Raw genomic sequence first — 17,464 nt, 5'->3', positions numbered from 1 at the left:
AAACGCCCGGTTACATTCCGAACCCGGAAGCTAAGCCTCACAGCGCCGATGGTACTGCAGGGGGGACCCTGTGGGAGAGTAGGACACCGCCGAACTACCTTTAGAGCTCCGGCTCCTGGGCAAACAGCCCGGGAGCCGGAGCTTTTTTGCGTTGGGGTAAAGTCAGGAGGCATCGTCGGTATCTTTCCCACAGGAGGCCCCCGGGTGGAGGTCCAGGAGACCCGTGTCCAGACAGACCGGGTCCTCACCATCCCGAACATCCTCAGCATGGCACGGCTCGTCGGCGTGCCCCTCTTCCTGTGGCTGATCCTCCGGCCGGAGTTCGGTGGCCCCAAGAGTGACGGCTGGGCCCTGCTGGTGCTCGCGTTCAGCGGGGTCAGCGACTACCTCGACGGCAAGCTCGCCCGGCGGTGGAACCAGGTCAGCAGCCTCGGCCGGCTGCTCGACCCCGCGGCCGACCGGCTCTACGTCCTCTCCACGCTCCTCGGCCTCACCTGGCGCGAGATTCTGCCGCTGTGGCTGACCGCTCTGCTCGTGGCCCGCGAATTGATGCTCCTGGTGGCCGTGGGAGTCCTCAGGAGGCACGGCTACCCGCCGCCGCAGGTGAACTTCCTGGGTAAGGCGGCGACGTTCAACCTGATGTATGCGTTCCCCTTGTTGCTGCTCAGTGACGGCAGCGGATGGATCGCGTCACTCGCGGCCATTTTCGGATGGGCGTTCGCAGGATGGGGTACAACGCTCTATTGGTGGGCAGGAGTCCTCTACGTGGTACAAGTCCGCCGTCTGGTACGTGCGGACGCCACGGCCGACTGAGTTCCCTCATCAAGGCAGCCGCGGGGGCTCCGATGGCCCGCCTGGGAAAAGTGCGGGACAATCAGAACGGGTGCAGTCGGCTAGATCGTCGTCTCTTGGAGGAGGACGCTTCCGACATGAAGGCCGTCGTGATGGCCGGAGGCGAAGGCACGCGCCTTCGCCCGATGACCTCGAGCATGCCCAAGCCGCTCCTGCCGGTGGTCAACCGGCCGATCATGGAGCATGTGCTGCGGCTGCTCAAAAGGCATGGGCTGAATGAGACCGTCGTCACAGTCCAGTTCCTGGCCTCGTTGGTCAAGAACTACTTTGGAGATGGTGAAGAGCTCGGAATGGAGCTCACCTATGCCAATGAGGAGAAGCCACTCGGAACCGCCGGAAGCGTCAAGAACGCCGAGGAGGCGTTGAAGGACGACGCGTTCCTCGTCATCTCCGGTGATGCCCTGACCGACTTCGACCTCACCCGGCTGATCGATTTCCACAAGGAAAAGGGCGCGATGGTGACCGTGTGTCTCACGCGCGTGCCCAATCCGCTGGAATTCGGAATCACCATCGTCGACGAAGAGGGCAAGGTCGAGCGCTTCCTGGAGAAGCCGACCTGGGGCCAGGTCTTCTCCGACACCGTGAACACGGGCATCTATGTGATGGAGCCCGAGGTGTTCAACTATGTCGACCCCGATGTCCCGGTCGACTGGTCCGGTGATGTCTTCCCACAGCTGATGAAGGAAGGCAAGCCGATCTACGGCTATATCGCCGAGGGCTACTGGGAGGACGTCGGCACCCACGAGAGCTATGTGAAGGCGCAGGCCGACGTCCTGGAGGGCAAGGTCGACGTCACGATCGACGGCTTCGAGATCTCCCCGGGAGTATGGGTCGCCGAGGGCGCCGAGGTGCACCCGGACGCCGAGCTGCGCGGGCCGCTCTACATCGGCGACTACGCCAAGGTGGAGGCCGGCGCCGAGATCCGCGAGCACACCGTCGTCGGCTCCAACGTCGTCGTGAAGAGCGGCGCCTTCCTGCACAAGGCCGTCGTGCACGACAACGTGTACATCGGCCAGCACAGCAACCTGCGCGGCTGTGTCGTCGGCAAGAACACCGACATCATGCGCGCGGCGCGGATCGAGGACGGCGCGGTCATCGGTGACGAGTGCCTGATCGGTGAAGAATCGATCGTGCAGGGCAATGTCCGGGTGTACCCGTTCAAGACCATCGAGGCCGGCGCCTTCGTCAACACCTCGGTCATCTGGGAGTCGCGGGGCCAGGCGCACCTCTTCGGGGCCCGCGGGGTGTCCGGAATCCTGAACGTGGAGATCACCCCCGAGCTCGCCGTGCGGCTCGCCGGCGCCTACGCGACCACGCTCAAGAAGGGCTCCACGGTCACCACGGCCCGCGACCACTCCCGGGGTGCCCGCGCGCTCAAGCGTGCGGTCATCTCGGCCCTCCAGGCCAGCGCCATCGACGTGCGGGACCTGGAGAACGTACCGCTGCCGGTGGCCCGGCAGCAGACCGCGCGGGGCAGCGCCGGCGGCATCATGATCCGGACCACGCCCGGGGTGCCGGACTCGGTCGACATCATGTTCTTCGACGGACAGGGCGCCGACCTGTCGCAGGGCAGCCAGCGCAAACTGGACCGGGTCTTCGCGCGCCAGGAGTACCGGCGTGCCTTCCCCGGCGAGATCGGTGACCTGTACTTCCCGTCCAGTGTCTTCGACTCGTACACCGGTTCGCTGCTGCGCGACGTCGACACCACCGGGATCACCGAGTCGGGCCTCAAGGTCGTCGTGGACGCCTCGAACGGCAGCGCCGGGCTCGTGCTGCCCAGCCTGCTCGGCAAGCTCGGTGTGGACTCGCTGACGATCAACCCGGGACTGAACGAGGCCCGGCCGACGGAGACCGCCGACATGCGCCGTGCGGGCATGGTGCGGCTCGGCGAGATAGTGGCGTCCTCCGGGGCCGCGTTCGGTGTGCGCTTCGACCCGGTGGGCGAGCGGCTGTCGCTCGTCGACGAGAGGGGCCGCATCATCGAGGACGACCGGGCGCTGCTGGTGATGCTCGACCTCATCGCCGCCGAGCGGCGCAGCGGCCGGGTCGCGCTGCCCGTCACTACCACGCGGATCGCCGAGCAGGTGGCCGCGTACCACGGCACCCAGGTGGAGTGGACGACGACCTCTCCCGACGACCTCACCCGGGTCGGCGGCGAGGAGGGGACGATCTTCGGCGGCGACGGCAAGGGCGGATTCATCGTCCCCGAGTTCAGCAGCGTCTACGACGGGACGGCGGCCTTCGTAAGGCTCATCGGCCTGGTCGCGCGCACCCAGCTCACCCTGAGCCAGATCGACGCCAGGATCCCGCGCGCCCACGTCCTCAAGCGTGATCTGGCAACGCCGTGGGCCGTCAAGGGTCTGGTGATGCGGCGGGTCGTCGAGGCGGCCGGAGACCGCTTCGTGGACACCACGGACGGGGTGCGGGTCGTGGAGACCGACGGCCGCTGGGTGATGGTCCTGCCCGATCCGGCCGAAGCCGTCACCCATCTGTGGGCCGAGGGACCCGACGACGCCTCCGCCCAGGCGCTGCTGGACGAGTGGGCGGCCGTCGTGGACAGCGCCGGCCGGTAGAACAGCAGGTGGACCAGCCGCTGGAGCAGTGCGGCGGCCGGGAAAACGGACAGCACGCGCGCGTGCCGGACAAGTGACCTCCAAGGGGGCCTGTCCGGCACGCCGGTGGGCCCATTCGGAGGTCACGGCCGCGTCGTGCGACGATGTGCGGCATGCCGCAGCATCCCCCCATTCGGAGCAACCCCGCGCGGCCCTCCCGACCGGACGCCTCCATGTCGTTGATCACCAACGTCATGGACCACAGCCTCGACGACGGTTACGCCGAGGCCGCCGCGCGGAAGAAGGCCGCGGGCGAGAGCGGCATGCCGAAAACCGTCCGGGCGAAGCTCGGCCTGGCGGGCGGGCTGGTGCTGGCCGCGCTCGTGGTGACCCTGGGAGCGGCCCAGGCGCGGGTGGCGGCCCCGGTCGTCGCCAAGGAGCGCCAGGAGCTGATCGACCGTATCGACAAGGAGACCGCGGCGGCCGACAAGCTCGAGGGCACGGTCGACGAGCTGCGCGACGACGTGAGCGCGCGGCAGCGCCAGGCGCTCCGGGACACCGGTGGCAACCCGCAGGCCGACCTGGTGAGCATGCTGGCGGGCGCCGGCGAGGTGTACGGCCCCGGTGTACGGCTCGTGGTGGACGACGCCAAGGAGGCCGGCACGAGCGCCGGCGGCGATCCGCGGGGGGCGTCGGGGTTCTCCGACACCGGCCGGGTGCGTGACCGGGACATGCAGCGGGTGGTGAACGGGCTGTGGCAGTCGGGTGCCGAGGCCGTCTCCATCAACGGGCAGCGGCTCACGGCCCTGTCGGCGATCAGGGCCGCGGGTGAGGCGATACTGGTCGACAACAAGCCACTGGTACCGCCGTACACGGTGCTCGCCGTGGGGGACGGGGAACGGCTCCGCGACCGGTTCCAGGACAGCCCCGACGGGCTGTACCTCCAGGCGCTGAAGGACAACTACGGCATCCGGGGCAGCATCTCCGTGGAGAGCGACATCCGGCTGGCCGCCGCACCGAGTGTGATCGTACGTACAGCACAGCCGAGCACTGAGAAGGGCACATCGTGATCGCCGTACTGGGCCTCGTCGTGGGAGTGGTGGCCGGCCTGTTGGTCCGGCCCGAGGTTCCGGCGGTCGTCGAGCCTTACCTGCCGATCGCCGTCGTCGCGGCGCTGGACGCCGTCTTCGGCGGACTGCGGGCCATGCTGGACGGCATCTTCGACGACAAGGTCTTCGTCGTGTCGTTCCTGTCCAACGTGGTCGTGGCCGCGCTGATCGTCTTCCTGGGTGACAAGTTGGGCGTGGGCGCCCAGCTGTCCACGGGTGTCGTGGTCGTCCTCGGTATCCGCATCTTCTCCAACGCCGCGGCGATCCGACGGCATGTGTTCCGGGCGTGAGAGTGATGAGCCAACAGGACGAACAGCCCGGGAACGGGCAGAACGACACCCGGCCCGAGCAGCAGCGGCTGCGTCAGGAGCTGCCCGAGGAGGTGCCGGCGCAGGCGGCCGCCGGTGAGAACCCGGGCGCCGAGAAGAGTTCCGAGCCGGCGCTGACCGGTCGCCGGCGGCTGGCCCAGGGGCTGTGGCCGCCGCGCTTCACCCGGGCCCAACTCGTCGTGGCACTGCTGCTGTTCGGCCTCGGCTTCGGACTCGCGGTCCAGGTCGCGTCCAACAGCAGCGGCGACAACGCGCTGCGCGGCGCCCGGCAGGAGGATCTCGTTCGCATTCTCGATGAACTGGATGACCGTACTCAGCGTCTTGAGGACGAGAAGCAGGGTCTGGAGAAGCAGCGCCAGGAGCTGGAGAACAGCTCGGACCAGGCCGAGGAGGCCCGCAGGCAGACGGCCGAGAAGGAGAAGCAACTCGGCATCCTCGCGGGCACGGTGGCCGCGCAGGGACCCGGCGTCACGATCACGATCGAGGACACGAAGGGAACGGTCCGGTCGAACATGCTGCTCGACGCGATACAGGAGCTGCGCGCGGCCGGTGCGGAGGCGATCGAGGTGAACGGTGTACGGGTGGTCGCGAGCACCTATCTGACCGATTCCGGCAAGAGCGTGGACGTCGACGGGAACAAGATCAACACTCCGTATCGTTTCAAGGTCATCGGCAAGCCGCAGGACCTCGAACCGGCGCTCAACATTCCTGGAGGCGTGGTGCAGACCCTGGAGAAGGAGCAGGCCACCGTGACCATCGACCGTTCGGACAAGATCATCGTGGATGCCTTGCGGGCGGCGAAGGCGCCTGACTACGCTCGGTCGTCCTCGCGGTGAACCGGCGGTGCATGGCGGTCGTCCGGCAGGGGCATGAGGTTGCGGGGGGTCGGCGCACCGATTGGGTGGTGCGTGGTGGAAACTGTCTGGTGGATACGGACGTTGTGAGGATGTCCGGGTCGACCGGTGTATGCAGTCAGGGTTCGTCCTGCCCCACGGGCGGGTCTGTTTCGGTCAAGGGGAATCGCCCGTGAAGTTGTTTGCGAAGTTGTTCGGCAAGAGCGCGCGAGAGGGCGGCGAGAACGCGACGGCCCGTCACCGCGCACAGCCCGACGCCGAGGGCCGGCGTCCGCTGTTCAGGGACCAGGTGGCTGGTCAGGGCGCGCCGTCGGTTGACCCTGCCCAGTCGGGCGGCATAGGTTTCGGGGAACCGTCGACCTCAGGTACGGCTGGAGGGTTCGCCGCCGGCCCGTACGCGTCCGATGCCCCCGCGGGGCAGCCGCGGCAGGAGGATCCGTCCATGTCCGTCCTGGTGTGCACGAGGTGCGGGAACCGCAACGCGGAGAACAGCCGCTTCTGTTCCAACTGCGGCGCGCCGCTGCGGCCCGGCGCGACGCCGGAGCGCTCGTCGGAGACGACCTCGACGATCTCCATCTCCGGTCTGGAGGCCTACGACGCCGAGGCCACCGGCCAGACGCCGATGCTGTCTCCCGAGGCGCAGGCGGCCGTCGACGCGCTCCCGCTGGGCTCGGCCCTGCTGGTGGTGCGCCGCGGACCGAACTCCGGCAGCCGCTTCCTCCTGGACGGCGAGCTGACCACGGCCGGGCGTCATCCGCAGAGCGACATCTTCCTGGACGACGTGACGGTCTCGCGTCGCCACGTGGAGTTCCGGCGCAACCCGGACGGCTCGTTCACGGTGGCCGACGTCGGCAGTCTGAACGGCACGTACGTCAACCGGGAGCCGATCGACCAGGTCGCTCTGTCCAACGGCGACGAGGTCCAGATCGGCAAGTACCGGCTGGTCTTCTACTCGAGCCGGCAGGGCGTCTGACCTGTCAGGGAAGGTCCATGCGTCAATCACCGAGCGGCGGCGCCGGGCACGGCGCCGCCGCCACGGACAGTGGGCTGAAGAGCATCGGCACGGTGCTGAACATGCTGCGCGGCGAGTTCCCCGAGGTCACCGTCTCCAAGATCCGTTTCCTGGAGTCGGAGGGTCTCGTCGAGCCGCGGCGCACCCCCTCGGGGTACCGCAAGTTCAGCACCGACGACGTCGAGCGGCTGGCCCTGGTCCTGCGGATGCAGCGTGACCACTACCTGCCGTTGAAGGTGATCCGCGAGTACCTGGACGCCATGGAGCGCGGCGAGGCGGTCCATCTGCCGGCGGTCGGCCGGCAGCGTGACGGCGGGTCCGTGCCGCAGCCGGCCGAGGCGCCGGCGGGAGCCCGGATCGGGCGGGACGAGTTGCTCGCCGCCGTCGGTATCGAGGAGGGGGAGCTCCAGGAGTGGGAGTCGTACGGGCTGCTCACTCCGCTGGCGGACGGGGCCTACGGCGCCGAGGCGGTGACCGTGGCCTCGCTCGTGTCCGAGCTGGGGCGTTTCGGGATCGAGCCGAGGCATCTGCGGGTGATGAAGGCGGCCGCCGACCGGGAGGCGGGGCTCGTCGACCAGGTGGTGGCGCCGCTGAGGCGGCACCGCAATCCGCAGACCAGGGCACATGCGGAGGCCCGCGCCAAGGAGCTTGCGGAACTCACGGTGCGACTTCACACGGTGCTGGTCCAGACCGCGCTCGGGCTGCGGCTGCCGTGAGCGGGCCGGAGACGGCCGGATCCTCCTCCCATGCCCGGCCCGACTACCCAAACGTCCCGGGCACCGCCTAGGGTTGCTGTGTGAACGAGCTCGATGTCGTAGGTGTCCGGGTCGAGATGCCCTCCAACCAACCGATCGTGCTCCTGCGTGAAGTGGGAGGCGACCGCTACCTCCCCATCTGGATCGGGCCAGGGGAGGCGACGGCGATCGCCTTCGCCCAGCAGGGCATGGCGCCCGCGCGACCGCTGACCCACGACCTGTTCAAGGACGTGCTGGAGGCGGTCGGCCAGGAACTCACGGAAGTGCGCATCACGGACCTGCGTGAAGGCGTCTTCTACGCCGAGCTGGTGTTCGCCAGCGGTGTCGAAGTGAGCGCCCGGCCGTCCGACGCCATAGCGCTGGCCCTGCGCACCGGGACGCCGATCTTCGGCAGTGACACGGTGCTGGACGACGCCGGGATCGCGATCCCGGACGAGCAGGAGGACGAGGTGGAGAAGTTCCGCGAGTTCCTCGACCAGATCTCGCCGGAGGACTTCGGCAGCAGCAGCCAGTGAAGTGCCCGCATGAGCCATGGGAGACCGCCCCGCGTCCTCCCTCCGAAGCATTCGGATAGCCTTTCCCGGCGACGGGGTACGCGAAACCACTCTTAGGGTGATTATCACTCGGCGTGCCGAGTGTGGCGATCGTTGACGCACCCCTGGTGACTGCCTACCGTCGAGGAGGCAGGTCAAGGACGGAGGTCGGCGTGAGAAGCAGCGGCGACGGTACGGCTGGGGGTGCCCCCGGACGCAATGCCGGGGGAAGCGGTCCGTACCCTCCCCCGGGCTCTCGGATCCGACCGAGCGGGGGGTATCCCCCTCTCGATGGCGTGGCCGGTCGTGCTCCGCAGCGACCGACGGCGGTGCCGAGCAGCGGAGGGGCGGCGGTCATGACGACCGAGCAGATCGGCTACCGCGGTCCGACGGCCTGCGCGGCCGCCGGTATCACCTACCGGCAACTGGACTACTGGGCGCGGACCGGGCTGGTCGAGCCGAGTGTGCGGCCCGCCCACGGGTCCGGCACGCAGCGCCTCTACAGCTTCCGGGACGTGGTCGTCCTGAAGATCGTCAAGCGGTTCCTCGACACCGGCGTGTCGCTGCAGAACATCCGTACCGCCGTCCAGCATCTGCGCGAGTGCGGTTTCCGTGACCTGGAGCGGATGACGCTGATGAGCGACGGCGCCACGGTGTACGAGTGCACGTCGCCCGACGAGGTGCACGCCCTGCTCCAGGGCGGCCAGGGCATCTTCGGCATCGCCGTCGGCGTGGTGTGGCGCGATGTGGAGAGCGCGCTGTCGCAACTGCACGGCGAGCGCATCGACACCGGGGAGACGCTCGTGGGACCCAACCCGCGCGACGAGTTGGCACGGCGGCGCAACCGGGCCGTCTGAGCCGCCCCTCGGGCGGCTGCGGCCGCCCGGACCACCGGCCGACAGGCGACCCGGCCCGGTCCGTCCGGGGCGTTGTCAGTGGTGTGGTGCAGCATCGTAGATGTGAGAACCGCACCCACGATCCTCCATCTCGACATGGATGCCTTCTTCGCCTCCGCGGAGCAGGCGTCCAAGCCGAGCCTGCGCGGGAAGGCCGTGGTCGTGGGCGGTCTTGGACCGCGCGGGGTGGTGGCCACGGCGTCGTACGAGGCGCGTGTCTTCGGCGTCCACTCCGCGATGCCGATGGCCCAGGCGCGGCGGCTGGCACCGAACGCCGCGTACCTCGTGCCGCGCTTCGCCTTCTACCGCTCCATCAGCGAACGGGTGATGGGCCTGCTGCGGTCGCTGTCGCCGCTGGTGGAGCCGCTGAGCCTGGACGAGGCGTTCGTGGACCTGGAGGCCGGGGGAGCCGCCTGGGACGCGGAGTCCGCCCGGCTGGCGGGGATCAGGCTGCGCGCCGACATCCGGGCCGTCACGGGGCTGACGGGGTCCGTGGGGCTGGCCGCGTCCAAGATGCTCGCCAAGATCGGCTCCGAGCAGGCCAAGCCCGACGGTCTGGTGCTCATCCGGCCCGGCACCGAGCGGGCCCTGCTCGGACCGCTGACCGTGCGGACCCTGCCGGGCGTGGGCCCGGCCACGGGCGACCATCTGCGGCGGGCCGGGATCCACACCGTCGAGGAGCTCGCCGAGGCCGGTGAGGACGAACTCGTACGGCTGCTCGGCAAAGCGCACGGGCACGCGCTGTACGCGATGGCGCTGGCCCACGACGAGCGTCCCGTCGTCGCCGAGCGCGAGGCGAAGTCGGTCTCCGTCGAGGACACCTACGACGTGGACATCCACGACCGCGTCCGGGTCGCCCTGGAGGTGCAGCGGCTCGCCGACCGCTGCGTACGGCGGCTGCGCGAGGCCGGTCTGTCGGGGCGCACCATCGTGCTGAAGGTGCGCCGCTACGACTTCTCCACCCTGACCCGCTCCGAGACCCTGCGCGGACCCACCGACGACCCGGCGGTGATACGCGAGGCGGCCGCCCGGCTGCTGGACTCCGTGGACACCACCGGCGGCGTACGACTGCTCGGCGTGGGCGTGTCCGGGCTCGCCGACTACACCCAGGAGGACCTGTTCGCGCAGGCGGCGGGCGCGCGGGCCGCGGACACGGAGGCGGAGGGCGCCGAGGAGCGGCCCGAGGAACCTGCCGAGCAGCAGCCGGCGCCCACCGAGCGACGGTGGCCGTCAGGCCACGACGTGCGGCACGCCGAGTACGGTCACGGATGGGTGCAGGGCAGCGGTCTCGGCCGCGTCACCGTCCGCTTCGAGACCCCCGGCTCCGCGCCGGGCCGGGTACGCACCTTCCCTCTGGACGACCCGGACCTGGAACCGGCCGAACCCCTTCCGCTGGTTCCTCTGCTCCCTCCGGGTCCCGAGGTTCCTCCGGCTCAGCTCTCGTCCGGGCCCGAGCCGGAGCCCGCCAGTTTGCCGAAGTGGTGGTCCGGAACGGCCGGGGGAGGGGCCACGTCCAAGCCGTAGTGGTGGTAGAGCTGCAGTTCCTGCTCGGGGGACAGATGGCGGCCCACGCCGAAGTCGGGGGCCTCCTTGATCAGCGAGCGGTCGAAGGGGACGCGGAGGGCGCCCTCGACCAGTTCGCTGGGTTCCAGGGGGACGAAGGCGTCCCGGGAGAACAGGCCGGTGCGTATCGCCGCCCACTCGGGTACTCCGGTGGCGTCATCGAGGTAGACCTCGTCCACCGTGCCGATCTTGTGGCCGTTGCGGTCGAACGCCTTGCGGCCGATCAGGTTGCGCGGATCGATCTCCGTCTGCACTGTCCCTCCACATGGTCGCAACTCATCCGTAAGCACTACAAAAGAGCACATTCAGCATGGCGGCCACTCGAAGGCCCGTGCGGCTGCCCCGCTGGTACTCTGGGCAACGGCTGCTGACCCCGTGCGGGAGAGCCCTCCGGCACCACCGGGGGCGCCGAAGGAGCAAATCCTCCCCGGAATCTCTCAGGCCCACGTACCGCACGGACGAGGTCACTCTGGAAAGCAGAGCGGGTGTCGACGGCTTCCGCTCTCACCGACGGTGAAAACCGGAGCCCTCGGGCGGCCCGGTGAAACTCTCAGGTTGAGATGACAGAGGGGGAGGCCGTCGGGGCACCCGTGCCGTGGTGTCCCTCGAAGGTCGTGACAGACCAGGAGGCCTCCGCAATGACCGCCCAGCGCATTCCGCTCTCCGAGCTCGAACAGGGCATCCCCTTCGAACAGCGCCACATCGGGCCCGACCAGGAGGCGCGGGCGAAGATGCTCGCGCAGGTCGGCTACGGCTCGCTCGACGAGCTCACCGCCGCCGCGGTGCCCGACGTGATCAAGAACGCCGACGCCCTCGACCTGCCGGGCGCGCGCACCGAGGCCGAGGTGCTGGCCGAGCTGCGCACCCTCGCCGACCGCAACCAGGTCCTCGGCTCGATGATCGGACTCGGCTACTACGGGACCTTCACTCCGCCGGTCATCCTGCGCAACGTCATGGAGAACCCGGCCTGGTACACGGCCTACACCCCCTACCAGCCGGAGATCTCCCAGGGCCGCCTCGAGGCGCTGCTGAACTTCCAGACCGTGGTCGCCGACCTGGCCGGTCTGCCGACCTCCGGCGCGTCCCTGCTCGACGAGGGCACCGCCGCGGCCGAGGCCATGTCGCTGTCCCGGCGCATGGGCAAGAACAAGAAGGGCCTGTTCCTGGTCGACGCGGACGCGCTGCCGCAGACCATCGCGGTCATCCGGACCCGTGCCGAGCCGACCGGGGTCGAGGTCGTCGTCGCCGACCTCGGCGCGGGCATCCCCGCCGAGATCGCCGAGCGCGAGATCAACGGCGTGCTCCTGCAGTACCCGGGCGCCTCGGGCGCCGTGCGCGACCTCAAGCCCGTCATCGACCAGGCGCACGAGCTGGGCGCCCTGGTCACCGTCGCCGCCGACCTGCTCGCGCTCACCCTGCTGAAGTCGCCCGGCGAGCTCGGTGCGGACATCGCCGTCGGCACCACCCAGCGCTTCGGCGTGCCGATGGGCTTCGGCGGCCCGCACGCCGGCTACATGGCGGTGCGCGAGAAGTTCGCGCGCAGCCTGCCCGGCCGCCTGGTCGGCGTCTCCGTCGACGCCGACGGCAACAAGGCCTACCGCCTCGCCCTGCAGACCCGTGAGCAGCACATCCGCCGCGAGAAGGCCACCAGCAACATCTGCACCGCCCAGGTGCTGCTCGCCGTCATGGCCGGCATGTACGCGGTCTACCACGGCCCCGAGGGCCTGCGGGACATCGCGCTGCGCACCCACCGCTACGCCACGGTCCTCGCCGAGGGCCTCGCCGCGGGCGGTTTCGAGGTCGTGCACGGCGCGTTCTTCGACACGCTGACCGTCAAGGCCGAGGGGCGGGCCGCCGAGGTCGTCGCCGCGGCCCGCGAGGGCGGTGTGAACCTGCGCCTCGTCGACGCCGACCACGTCTCCATCGCCTGCGACGAGACCACCAACCGGGACCGGCTGCGCGCCGTGTGGGCCGCCTTCGGTGTCGGGGGCGACATCGAGGCGCTGGACGCGGCGGCCGGGGACGCGCTGCCCGAGGCGCTGCTGCGCGCCGACGCCTACCTCACCCACCCCGTCTTCCAGCAGTACCGGTCCGAGACCGCGATGCTGCGCTACCTTCGCCGCCTGTCCGACCGTGACTACGCGCTCGACCGCGGCATGATCCCGCTGGGCTCGTGCACCATGAAGCTCAACGCGACGACCGAGATGGAGCCGGTCACCTGGCCGGAGTTCGGGCAGCTGCACCCGTTCGTGCCCGCCGAGCAGGCGGAGGGCTACCTCACGCTCATCCGTGAGCTGGAGGAACGTCTCGCCGAGGTCACCGGCTACGACAAGGTCTCCCTCCAGCCCAACGCCGGCTCCCAGGGCGAGCTGGCCGGTCTGCTCGCCGTGCGCGGCTACCACCGGGCCAACGGCGACGAGCAGCGCACCATCTGCCTCATCCCGTCCTCCGCGCACGGCACCAACGCCGCCAGCGCCGTGATGGCCGGCATGAAGGTCGTCGTCGTCAAGACCGCCGAGGACGGCGAGGTCGACGTCGAGGACCTGCGGGCGAAGATCGAGCAGTACGGCGAGCAGCTGGCCGTGCTGATGATCACCTACCCGTCCACGCACGGCGTGTTCGAGGAGCACGTCGCCGACATCTGCGCACAGGTCCACGAGGCCGGCGGCCAGGTGTACGTCGACGGCGCCAACCTCAACGCCCTGGTGGGCCTCGCCAAGCCGGGCCACTTCGGCGGCGACGTCTCCCACCTGAACCTGCACAAGACGTTCTGCATCCCGCACGGCGGCGGCGGTCCCGGCGTCGGCCCGGTCGGCGTGCGCTCCCACCTGGCGCCGTACCTGCCCAACCACCCGCTGCAGCCCGGCGCCGGCCCGGAGACCGGGGTCGGCCCGATCTCGGCCGCGCCGTGGGGTTCGGCCGGCATCCTGCCGATCTCCTGGGCCTACGTCCGCCTGATGGGCGGCGAGGGCCTCAAGCGGGCCACGCAGGTGGCCGTGCTCAGCGCCAACTACGTGGCCAAGCGCCTGGAGCCGCACTACCCGGTGCTCTACACCGGTCCCGGCGGCCTGGTCGCCCACGAGTGCATCATCGACCTGCGCCCGCTGACCAAGGCGACCGGCGTGACCGTGGACGACGTGGCCAAGCGGCTGATCGACTACGGCTTCCACGCGCCGACGATGTCGTTCCCGGTGGCCGGCACGCTGATGATCGAGCCGACCGAGTCGGAGGACCTGGCCGAGTTGGACCGGTTCTGCGACGCGATGATCGCGATCCGCGCCGAGATCGAGAAGGTCGGTGCCGGCCAGTGGGCCGAGGACGACAACCCGCTGCGCGGCGCCCCGCACACCGCCGCCGCGCTCGGCGGGCAGTGGGAGCACGGCTACACCCGTGAGGAGGCCGTCTTCCCGGCCGGGGTCTCGGCGGCCGACAAGTACTGGCCGCCGGTGCGCCGCATCGACCAGGCCTTCGGCGACCGCAACCTCGTCTGCTCCTGCCCCCCGCTGGACGCGTACGAGGACTGAGTGAGCGGTTCGTGGGCTCCCGTCCGACCCGGGCGGGAGCCCACGGGCTTTTCCCGCCGTGTCACACGGTGGCCAGGGACACCTCGGTCGACTTGATCAGGGCGGTGACGCGCGTGCCCTCCGCCAGGCCGAGTTCCGCGGCGGCATCCGTGGTGATCGCGGCGGTCAGCTCGCCGCCCTCCACACCGACCCGGACGGACGCCATGGCCGCGCCGAGGGTGATCCGGCTGACGGTGCCCGGCAGCCGGTTGCGGATGGACAGGCCCTCCACCGGCCCGGTGGCCAGGGACACCTCCGTCGACTTCACCAGGGCGCGCACGGCGGTGCCCTCGGTCAGCCGCAGGTCCTCGACGGCGTCCCGGGTGATCGCGGAAGTGAGCTGTCCGCCTCCGTCCAGGCGCACATGAACGAGGGCCATCGCCTCGCCGGGAGTGACGGAGGTGACCGTGCCGGGCAACTGGTTGCGGATGCTCAGGCTCATGGGGGGTGCCTCGCGGGGGTGGGGGGACGTGATGATCACCCACCGTAGGGCGGCCGGTGCCTCAAGCCGGGTAGGCGTGGGTCTGCGTCGCCTTGACGGTCGCCCAGACCGCCGCGCCCGGGTGCAGGTCGAGTTCGGCGGCCGCGACCGTCGTCAGGTCCGCGGTGAGGGCGAGCTCGCCCGTCAGGTCGGCGCGGATCTGGTCACCGTGGGTCTCCAGACCGGCGACCTCGCAGTGCCACAGGTTGCGCGCGCTGGAGCCGGAGGGGCGGTCCCGGAAGAGAGTGACCGCACTCGGCGGGAAGGCCACGAACACCGCTCCCGACAGCTCCTCCGCGATGGTGACGGCGGGACCGGACGCGAGACGGACGGTGTGGCCCTCCGCCTCCCCGCGGTAGAGGTTCAGACCCACCAGTTGCGCGACGTAGTCGGTGCGCGGACGGCGGGCGATCTCCGACGGGGTGCCCTCCTGCACGACACGGCCGTGCTCGACGACGACCAGCCGGTCGGCCAGCACCATCGCGTCCAGCGGGTCATGGGTGACCAGGACCGCGACGGCCTCGAACTCGGCGAGGTGCCGGCGCAGCTGGGCGCGGACCTCGAGACGGGTACGGGCGTCGAGGGCGGCGAGCGGTTCGTCGAGCAGCAGCAACCGGGGCCCGGTGGCCAGGGCGCGGGCCAGGGCCACCCGCTGCGCCTGGCCGCCCGAGAGGCGGCGGGGCTTGGCGCCGGCGTGGTCGGCCAGGCCCATCCGGTCCAGCCAGCGCGCCGCCTGCGCGCGGGCCTCGGCCCTGGACGCGCCCCGGCAGCGCGGTCCGAAGGCCACGTTGTCCAGGGCCGACAGATGCGGGAACAGCAGGTAGTCCTGGAAGACCACACCGACCGGGCGTGCCTCGGGCGGCGTGCGGTCCAGCGCGGCGCCGTCCAGGCGCAGATGGCCGCCGGTGAGCGGCACCAGGCCCGCCAGGGCGCGCAGCGCCGTCGTCTTCCCGGCGCCGTTCGGGCCGAGCAGCGCCACCACCTCGCCCGGGGCGGCGGTGAGCGCGACGTCGAGGCGGAAGGCGCCGCGGTCGACGACGAGGCGGGCGTCCAGGCCCTCCCCGGGCGCGCCCCCGGAACGCACGCCGGCCGGGGTCCGGTCGATGTCGGTCATGAGATGAACGTCCTGGATACGGGGCGGGTCGGGATCGGCGGCGGCGTCATCACGAGGCCGTCATCCAGCGGTCCCGCAGACCCGCCAGTACGGCGATCGACACCGCGAGCAGGACCAGGCTCAGGGAGATCGCCGCCGCCGGGTCGTTCTGCAGGGCCAGGTAGACGGCCAGCGGCATGGTCTGCGTACGGCCGGGGAAGTTGCCGGCGAAGGTGATCGTGGCGCCGAACTCGCCGAGCGCCCGCGCCCAGGCGAGCACGGCGCCCGCGGCGATGCCCGGCGCGATCAGGGGCAGGGTGACCCGGCGGAACGCGGTGAAGCGTGAGGCGCCCAGTGTGGTGGCCGCCTCCTCGTAGCGCGGGTCGGCGGCCCGCAGCGTGCCCTCGACGCTGATCACGAGGAACGGCATGGCCACGAACGCCTCCGCGACCACCACCCCGGCCGTGGTGAACGGCAGTGTGATCCCGAACCAGGAGTCCAGCCACTGCCCGACGACGCCGTTGCGTCCCAGGGCCAGCAGCAGGGCCACACCGCCCACGACGGGGGGCAGTACCAGCGGCAGCGTGACCAGGGCGCGTACGAATCCGCGTCCGGGGAAGTCCGTACGGGCCAGCAGCCAGGCCAGTGGGACGCCGAGCACCAGGCTCACGGCGGTGGCGGCGGTGGCGCTGATCAGGGACAACTGGAGCGCCTGCCACACCTCGGCGCTGGTGAGCTGGTCCGGGAGGCTGCGCCAGGGAGCCCGGATCAGCAGGGCGAGCAGCGGCAGCAGCAGGAAGGCCAGGCCGACCAGGGCGGGGACCAGCAGAGGCAGTGGCGCGCCGCCGAGCGCGCGGCCGCGCCCGGACCCGTTCCTCCGGGTCACGGCACGGGCCTCGTCGGTTGCGGTCACGGCTTCAGGAACCCGGCCCCGGTCAGGACCTTCTGGCCGTCGGCCGACGTCACGAGATCGATGAACGCCTTGGCCGCCGTTGCGTTCGGCGCGTTCCCCAGCAGGGCGATCGGGTAGTCGTTGACGGCCTCGGACGACTCGGGGAACTCCACGCCCTGGACCCGGCCGGCGGCGGTCTTCACATCCGTCTTGTAGACGAGGGCCGCGTCGGCCTCCTTCAGCTCGACCTTCGTCAGGGCGCTCTTGACGTCCTGCTCGTAGGAGACCGGGGTCAGCTTGAGGTGGCTCGCGTCCAGCACCTTCTGGGCGGCGGCGCCGCAGGGCACGGTCTTGTCGCACAGGACGACCTTCAGGCCGGACCTGGTGAGGTCCTTGAGCGAGGAGACCTTGTCCGGGTTGCCGGGCGCGGTCGCGATCTCCAGCTGGTTGCGGACGAAGGTGACCGGTGTGCCGGCCGCCTCGCTCTTGTCGGTCACGATCGCCATGGTCTTGGGGCTGGCGGCGGCGAACACGTCGGCGGGGGCACCGGAGGTGATGCTCGCGGCGAGGCTGTCGCTGCCGCCGAAGTTGAAGGTGACCTTGGTGCCCGGGTGCTGCTGCTCGAACTCCTTGCCGAGCGTGGTGAAGGTCTCCTTCAGCGAGGCGGCGGCGAAGACGGTCACGGTGCCGGACAGCTTCGGCGCGGAGGACGCCGACGCGTCGGATCCGGCCTCGGACGAGCCGTCGGAGGACGAGGAGGAGCAGGCGCTGAGGCCGAGCAACGCCGCGGCCCCCGCCACTCCCGACTGCAGCATTCTGGTCCGTCGCGTGGAACGGGTCATCACGGTTCTACTCCTCTGGCTCTGCACGGAAGAAGCTGTCGCGCCCTGCCACGGCCGATTGACGGCCGTGAAGCGATCATACTGCCGCAATTGCCAGGTGTAAGGCCCCTGTTGCATCGCATGAGCCGGTGACGCGCC

General features: G+C 70.5%; 16 protein-coding genes, 1 rRNA gene and 1 riboswitch. Of the genes, 12 read left to right on the top strand and 5 right to left on the bottom strand.

The genetic code is table 11. The features are described 5' to 3' along the window. The 11 genes from rrf to ACF09J_RS30190 form a co-directional block, all read left to right on the top strand. Window positions 1-95, top strand: a 5S ribosomal RNA gene (rrf, locus tag ACF09J_RS30240); the annotation flags it as partial. A gap of 109 nt (window positions 96-204) precedes the next feature. Beyond that, window positions 205-813, top strand: a complete 609-nt coding sequence (locus ACF09J_RS30235; protein ID WP_392308637.1) for a CDP-alcohol phosphatidyltransferase family protein — start codon at window positions 205-207, stop codon at window positions 811-813. A gap of 116 nt (window positions 814-929) precedes the next feature. Beyond that, complete coding sequence (locus ACF09J_RS30230; RefSeq protein WP_392308636.1) at window positions 930-3,425, top strand: sugar phosphate nucleotidyltransferase; 2,496 nt, start codon at window positions 930-932, stop codon at window positions 3,423-3,425. Window positions 3,426-3,577: 152 nt separating this feature from the next. Further along, a complete protein-coding gene (locus tag ACF09J_RS30225) occupies window positions 3,578-4,474 on the top strand; it encodes a DUF881 domain-containing protein (protein WP_392308635.1) in 897 nt (298 codons plus the stop codon). Continuing rightward, window positions 4,471-4,803, top strand: coding sequence for a small basic family protein (locus tag ACF09J_RS30220; protein ID WP_003988855.1), 333 nt, complete (start codon window positions 4,471-4,473; stop codon window positions 4,801-4,803). The genes ACF09J_RS30225 and ACF09J_RS30220 overlap by 4 nt, the downstream gene beginning before the upstream one ends. A 5-nt stretch (window positions 4,804-4,808) precedes the next feature. Continuing rightward, window positions 4,809-5,678, top strand: coding sequence for a DUF881 domain-containing protein (locus ACF09J_RS30215; RefSeq protein ID WP_392308634.1), 870 nt, complete (start codon window positions 4,809-4,811; stop codon window positions 5,676-5,678). Between the two features lie 130 nt (window positions 5,679-5,808). Beyond that, window positions 5,809-6,669, top strand: a complete 861-nt coding sequence (locus ACF09J_RS30210) for an FHA domain-containing protein (RefSeq protein ID WP_392308633.1) — start codon at window positions 5,809-5,811, stop codon at window positions 6,667-6,669. 17 nt (window positions 6,670-6,686) lie between these two features. Further along, entirely contained in the window at window positions 6,687-7,424 is a 738-nt protein-coding gene (locus tag ACF09J_RS30205) for a MerR family transcriptional regulator (RefSeq protein ID WP_392308632.1), read from the top strand. An 80-nt stretch (window positions 7,425-7,504) separates the two neighbouring features. Further along, entirely contained in the window at window positions 7,505-7,978 is a 474-nt protein-coding gene (locus ACF09J_RS30200) for a bifunctional nuclease family protein (RefSeq protein WP_111002881.1), read from the top strand. 191 nt (window positions 7,979-8,169) lie between these two features. After that, the gene (locus ACF09J_RS30195; RefSeq protein WP_392308631.1) at window positions 8,170-8,853 is read left to right on the top strand and encodes a MerR family transcriptional regulator; all 684 of its coding nucleotides are present in this window, start codon (window positions 8,170-8,172) and stop codon (window positions 8,851-8,853) included. A 102-nt stretch (window positions 8,854-8,955) separates the two neighbouring features. Continuing rightward, entirely contained in the window at window positions 8,956-10,416 is a 1,461-nt protein-coding gene (locus tag ACF09J_RS30190; RefSeq protein WP_392308630.1) for a DNA polymerase IV, read from the top strand. Here ACF09J_RS30190 and ACF09J_RS30185 read toward each other — a convergent pair. Further along, window positions 10,326-10,709 (bottom strand): PRC-barrel domain-containing protein, encoded by a 384-nt coding sequence (locus ACF09J_RS30185; protein ID WP_392308629.1) that lies wholly within the window; start codon window positions 10,707-10,709, stop codon window positions 10,326-10,328. The genes ACF09J_RS30190 and ACF09J_RS30185 overlap by 91 nt on opposite strands. Window positions 10,710-10,823: 114 nt before the next feature. Beyond that, window positions 10,824-10,918: riboswitch (glycine riboswitch) on the top strand. A 175-nt stretch (window positions 10,919-11,093) separates the two neighbouring features. Between ACF09J_RS30185 and gcvP the strand changes: the two genes are divergently transcribed. Further along, window positions 11,094-13,979, top strand: coding sequence for an aminomethyl-transferring glycine dehydrogenase (gcvP, locus tag ACF09J_RS30180; protein WP_392308628.1), 2,886 nt, complete (start codon window positions 11,094-11,096; stop codon window positions 13,977-13,979). Window positions 13,980-14,040: 61 nt separating this feature from the next. On the opposite strand, the gene ACF09J_RS30175 is transcribed toward gcvP, so the two are convergent. The 4 genes from ACF09J_RS30175 to modA form a co-directional block, all read right to left on the bottom strand. Beyond that, window positions 14,041-14,460 (bottom strand): molybdopterin-binding protein, encoded by a 420-nt coding sequence (locus tag ACF09J_RS30175; protein ID WP_392308627.1) that lies wholly within the window; start codon window positions 14,458-14,460, stop codon window positions 14,041-14,043. A 61-nt stretch (window positions 14,461-14,521) separates the two neighbouring features. Beyond that, window positions 14,522-15,613 (bottom strand): ABC transporter ATP-binding protein, encoded by a 1,092-nt coding sequence (locus ACF09J_RS30170; RefSeq protein ID WP_392308626.1) that lies wholly within the window; start codon window positions 15,611-15,613, stop codon window positions 14,522-14,524. Window positions 15,614-15,662: 49 nt separating this feature from the next. Further along, entirely contained in the window at window positions 15,663-16,505 is an 843-nt protein-coding gene (gene modB / locus ACF09J_RS30165) for a molybdate ABC transporter permease subunit (RefSeq protein WP_392308625.1), read from the bottom strand. Next, window positions 16,502-17,326 carry a molybdate ABC transporter substrate-binding protein gene (gene modA / locus ACF09J_RS30160; protein ID WP_392308624.1) on the bottom strand — a complete coding sequence of 275 codons (825 nt, stop codon included), beginning with the start codon at window positions 17,324-17,326 and terminating at the stop codon, window positions 16,502-16,504. The genes modB and modA overlap by 4 nt, the downstream gene beginning before the upstream one ends. Between the last annotated feature and the right edge of the window lie 138 nt (window positions 17,327-17,464).

Origin of the sequence: Streptomyces sp. NPDC014889 (genome assembly GCF_043081205.1) — a bacterium.
Lineage (GTDB): Bacteria > Actinomycetota > Actinomycetes > Streptomycetales > Streptomycetaceae > Streptomyces.
This window is presented reverse-complemented; position numbering and strand designations above follow the sequence as displayed.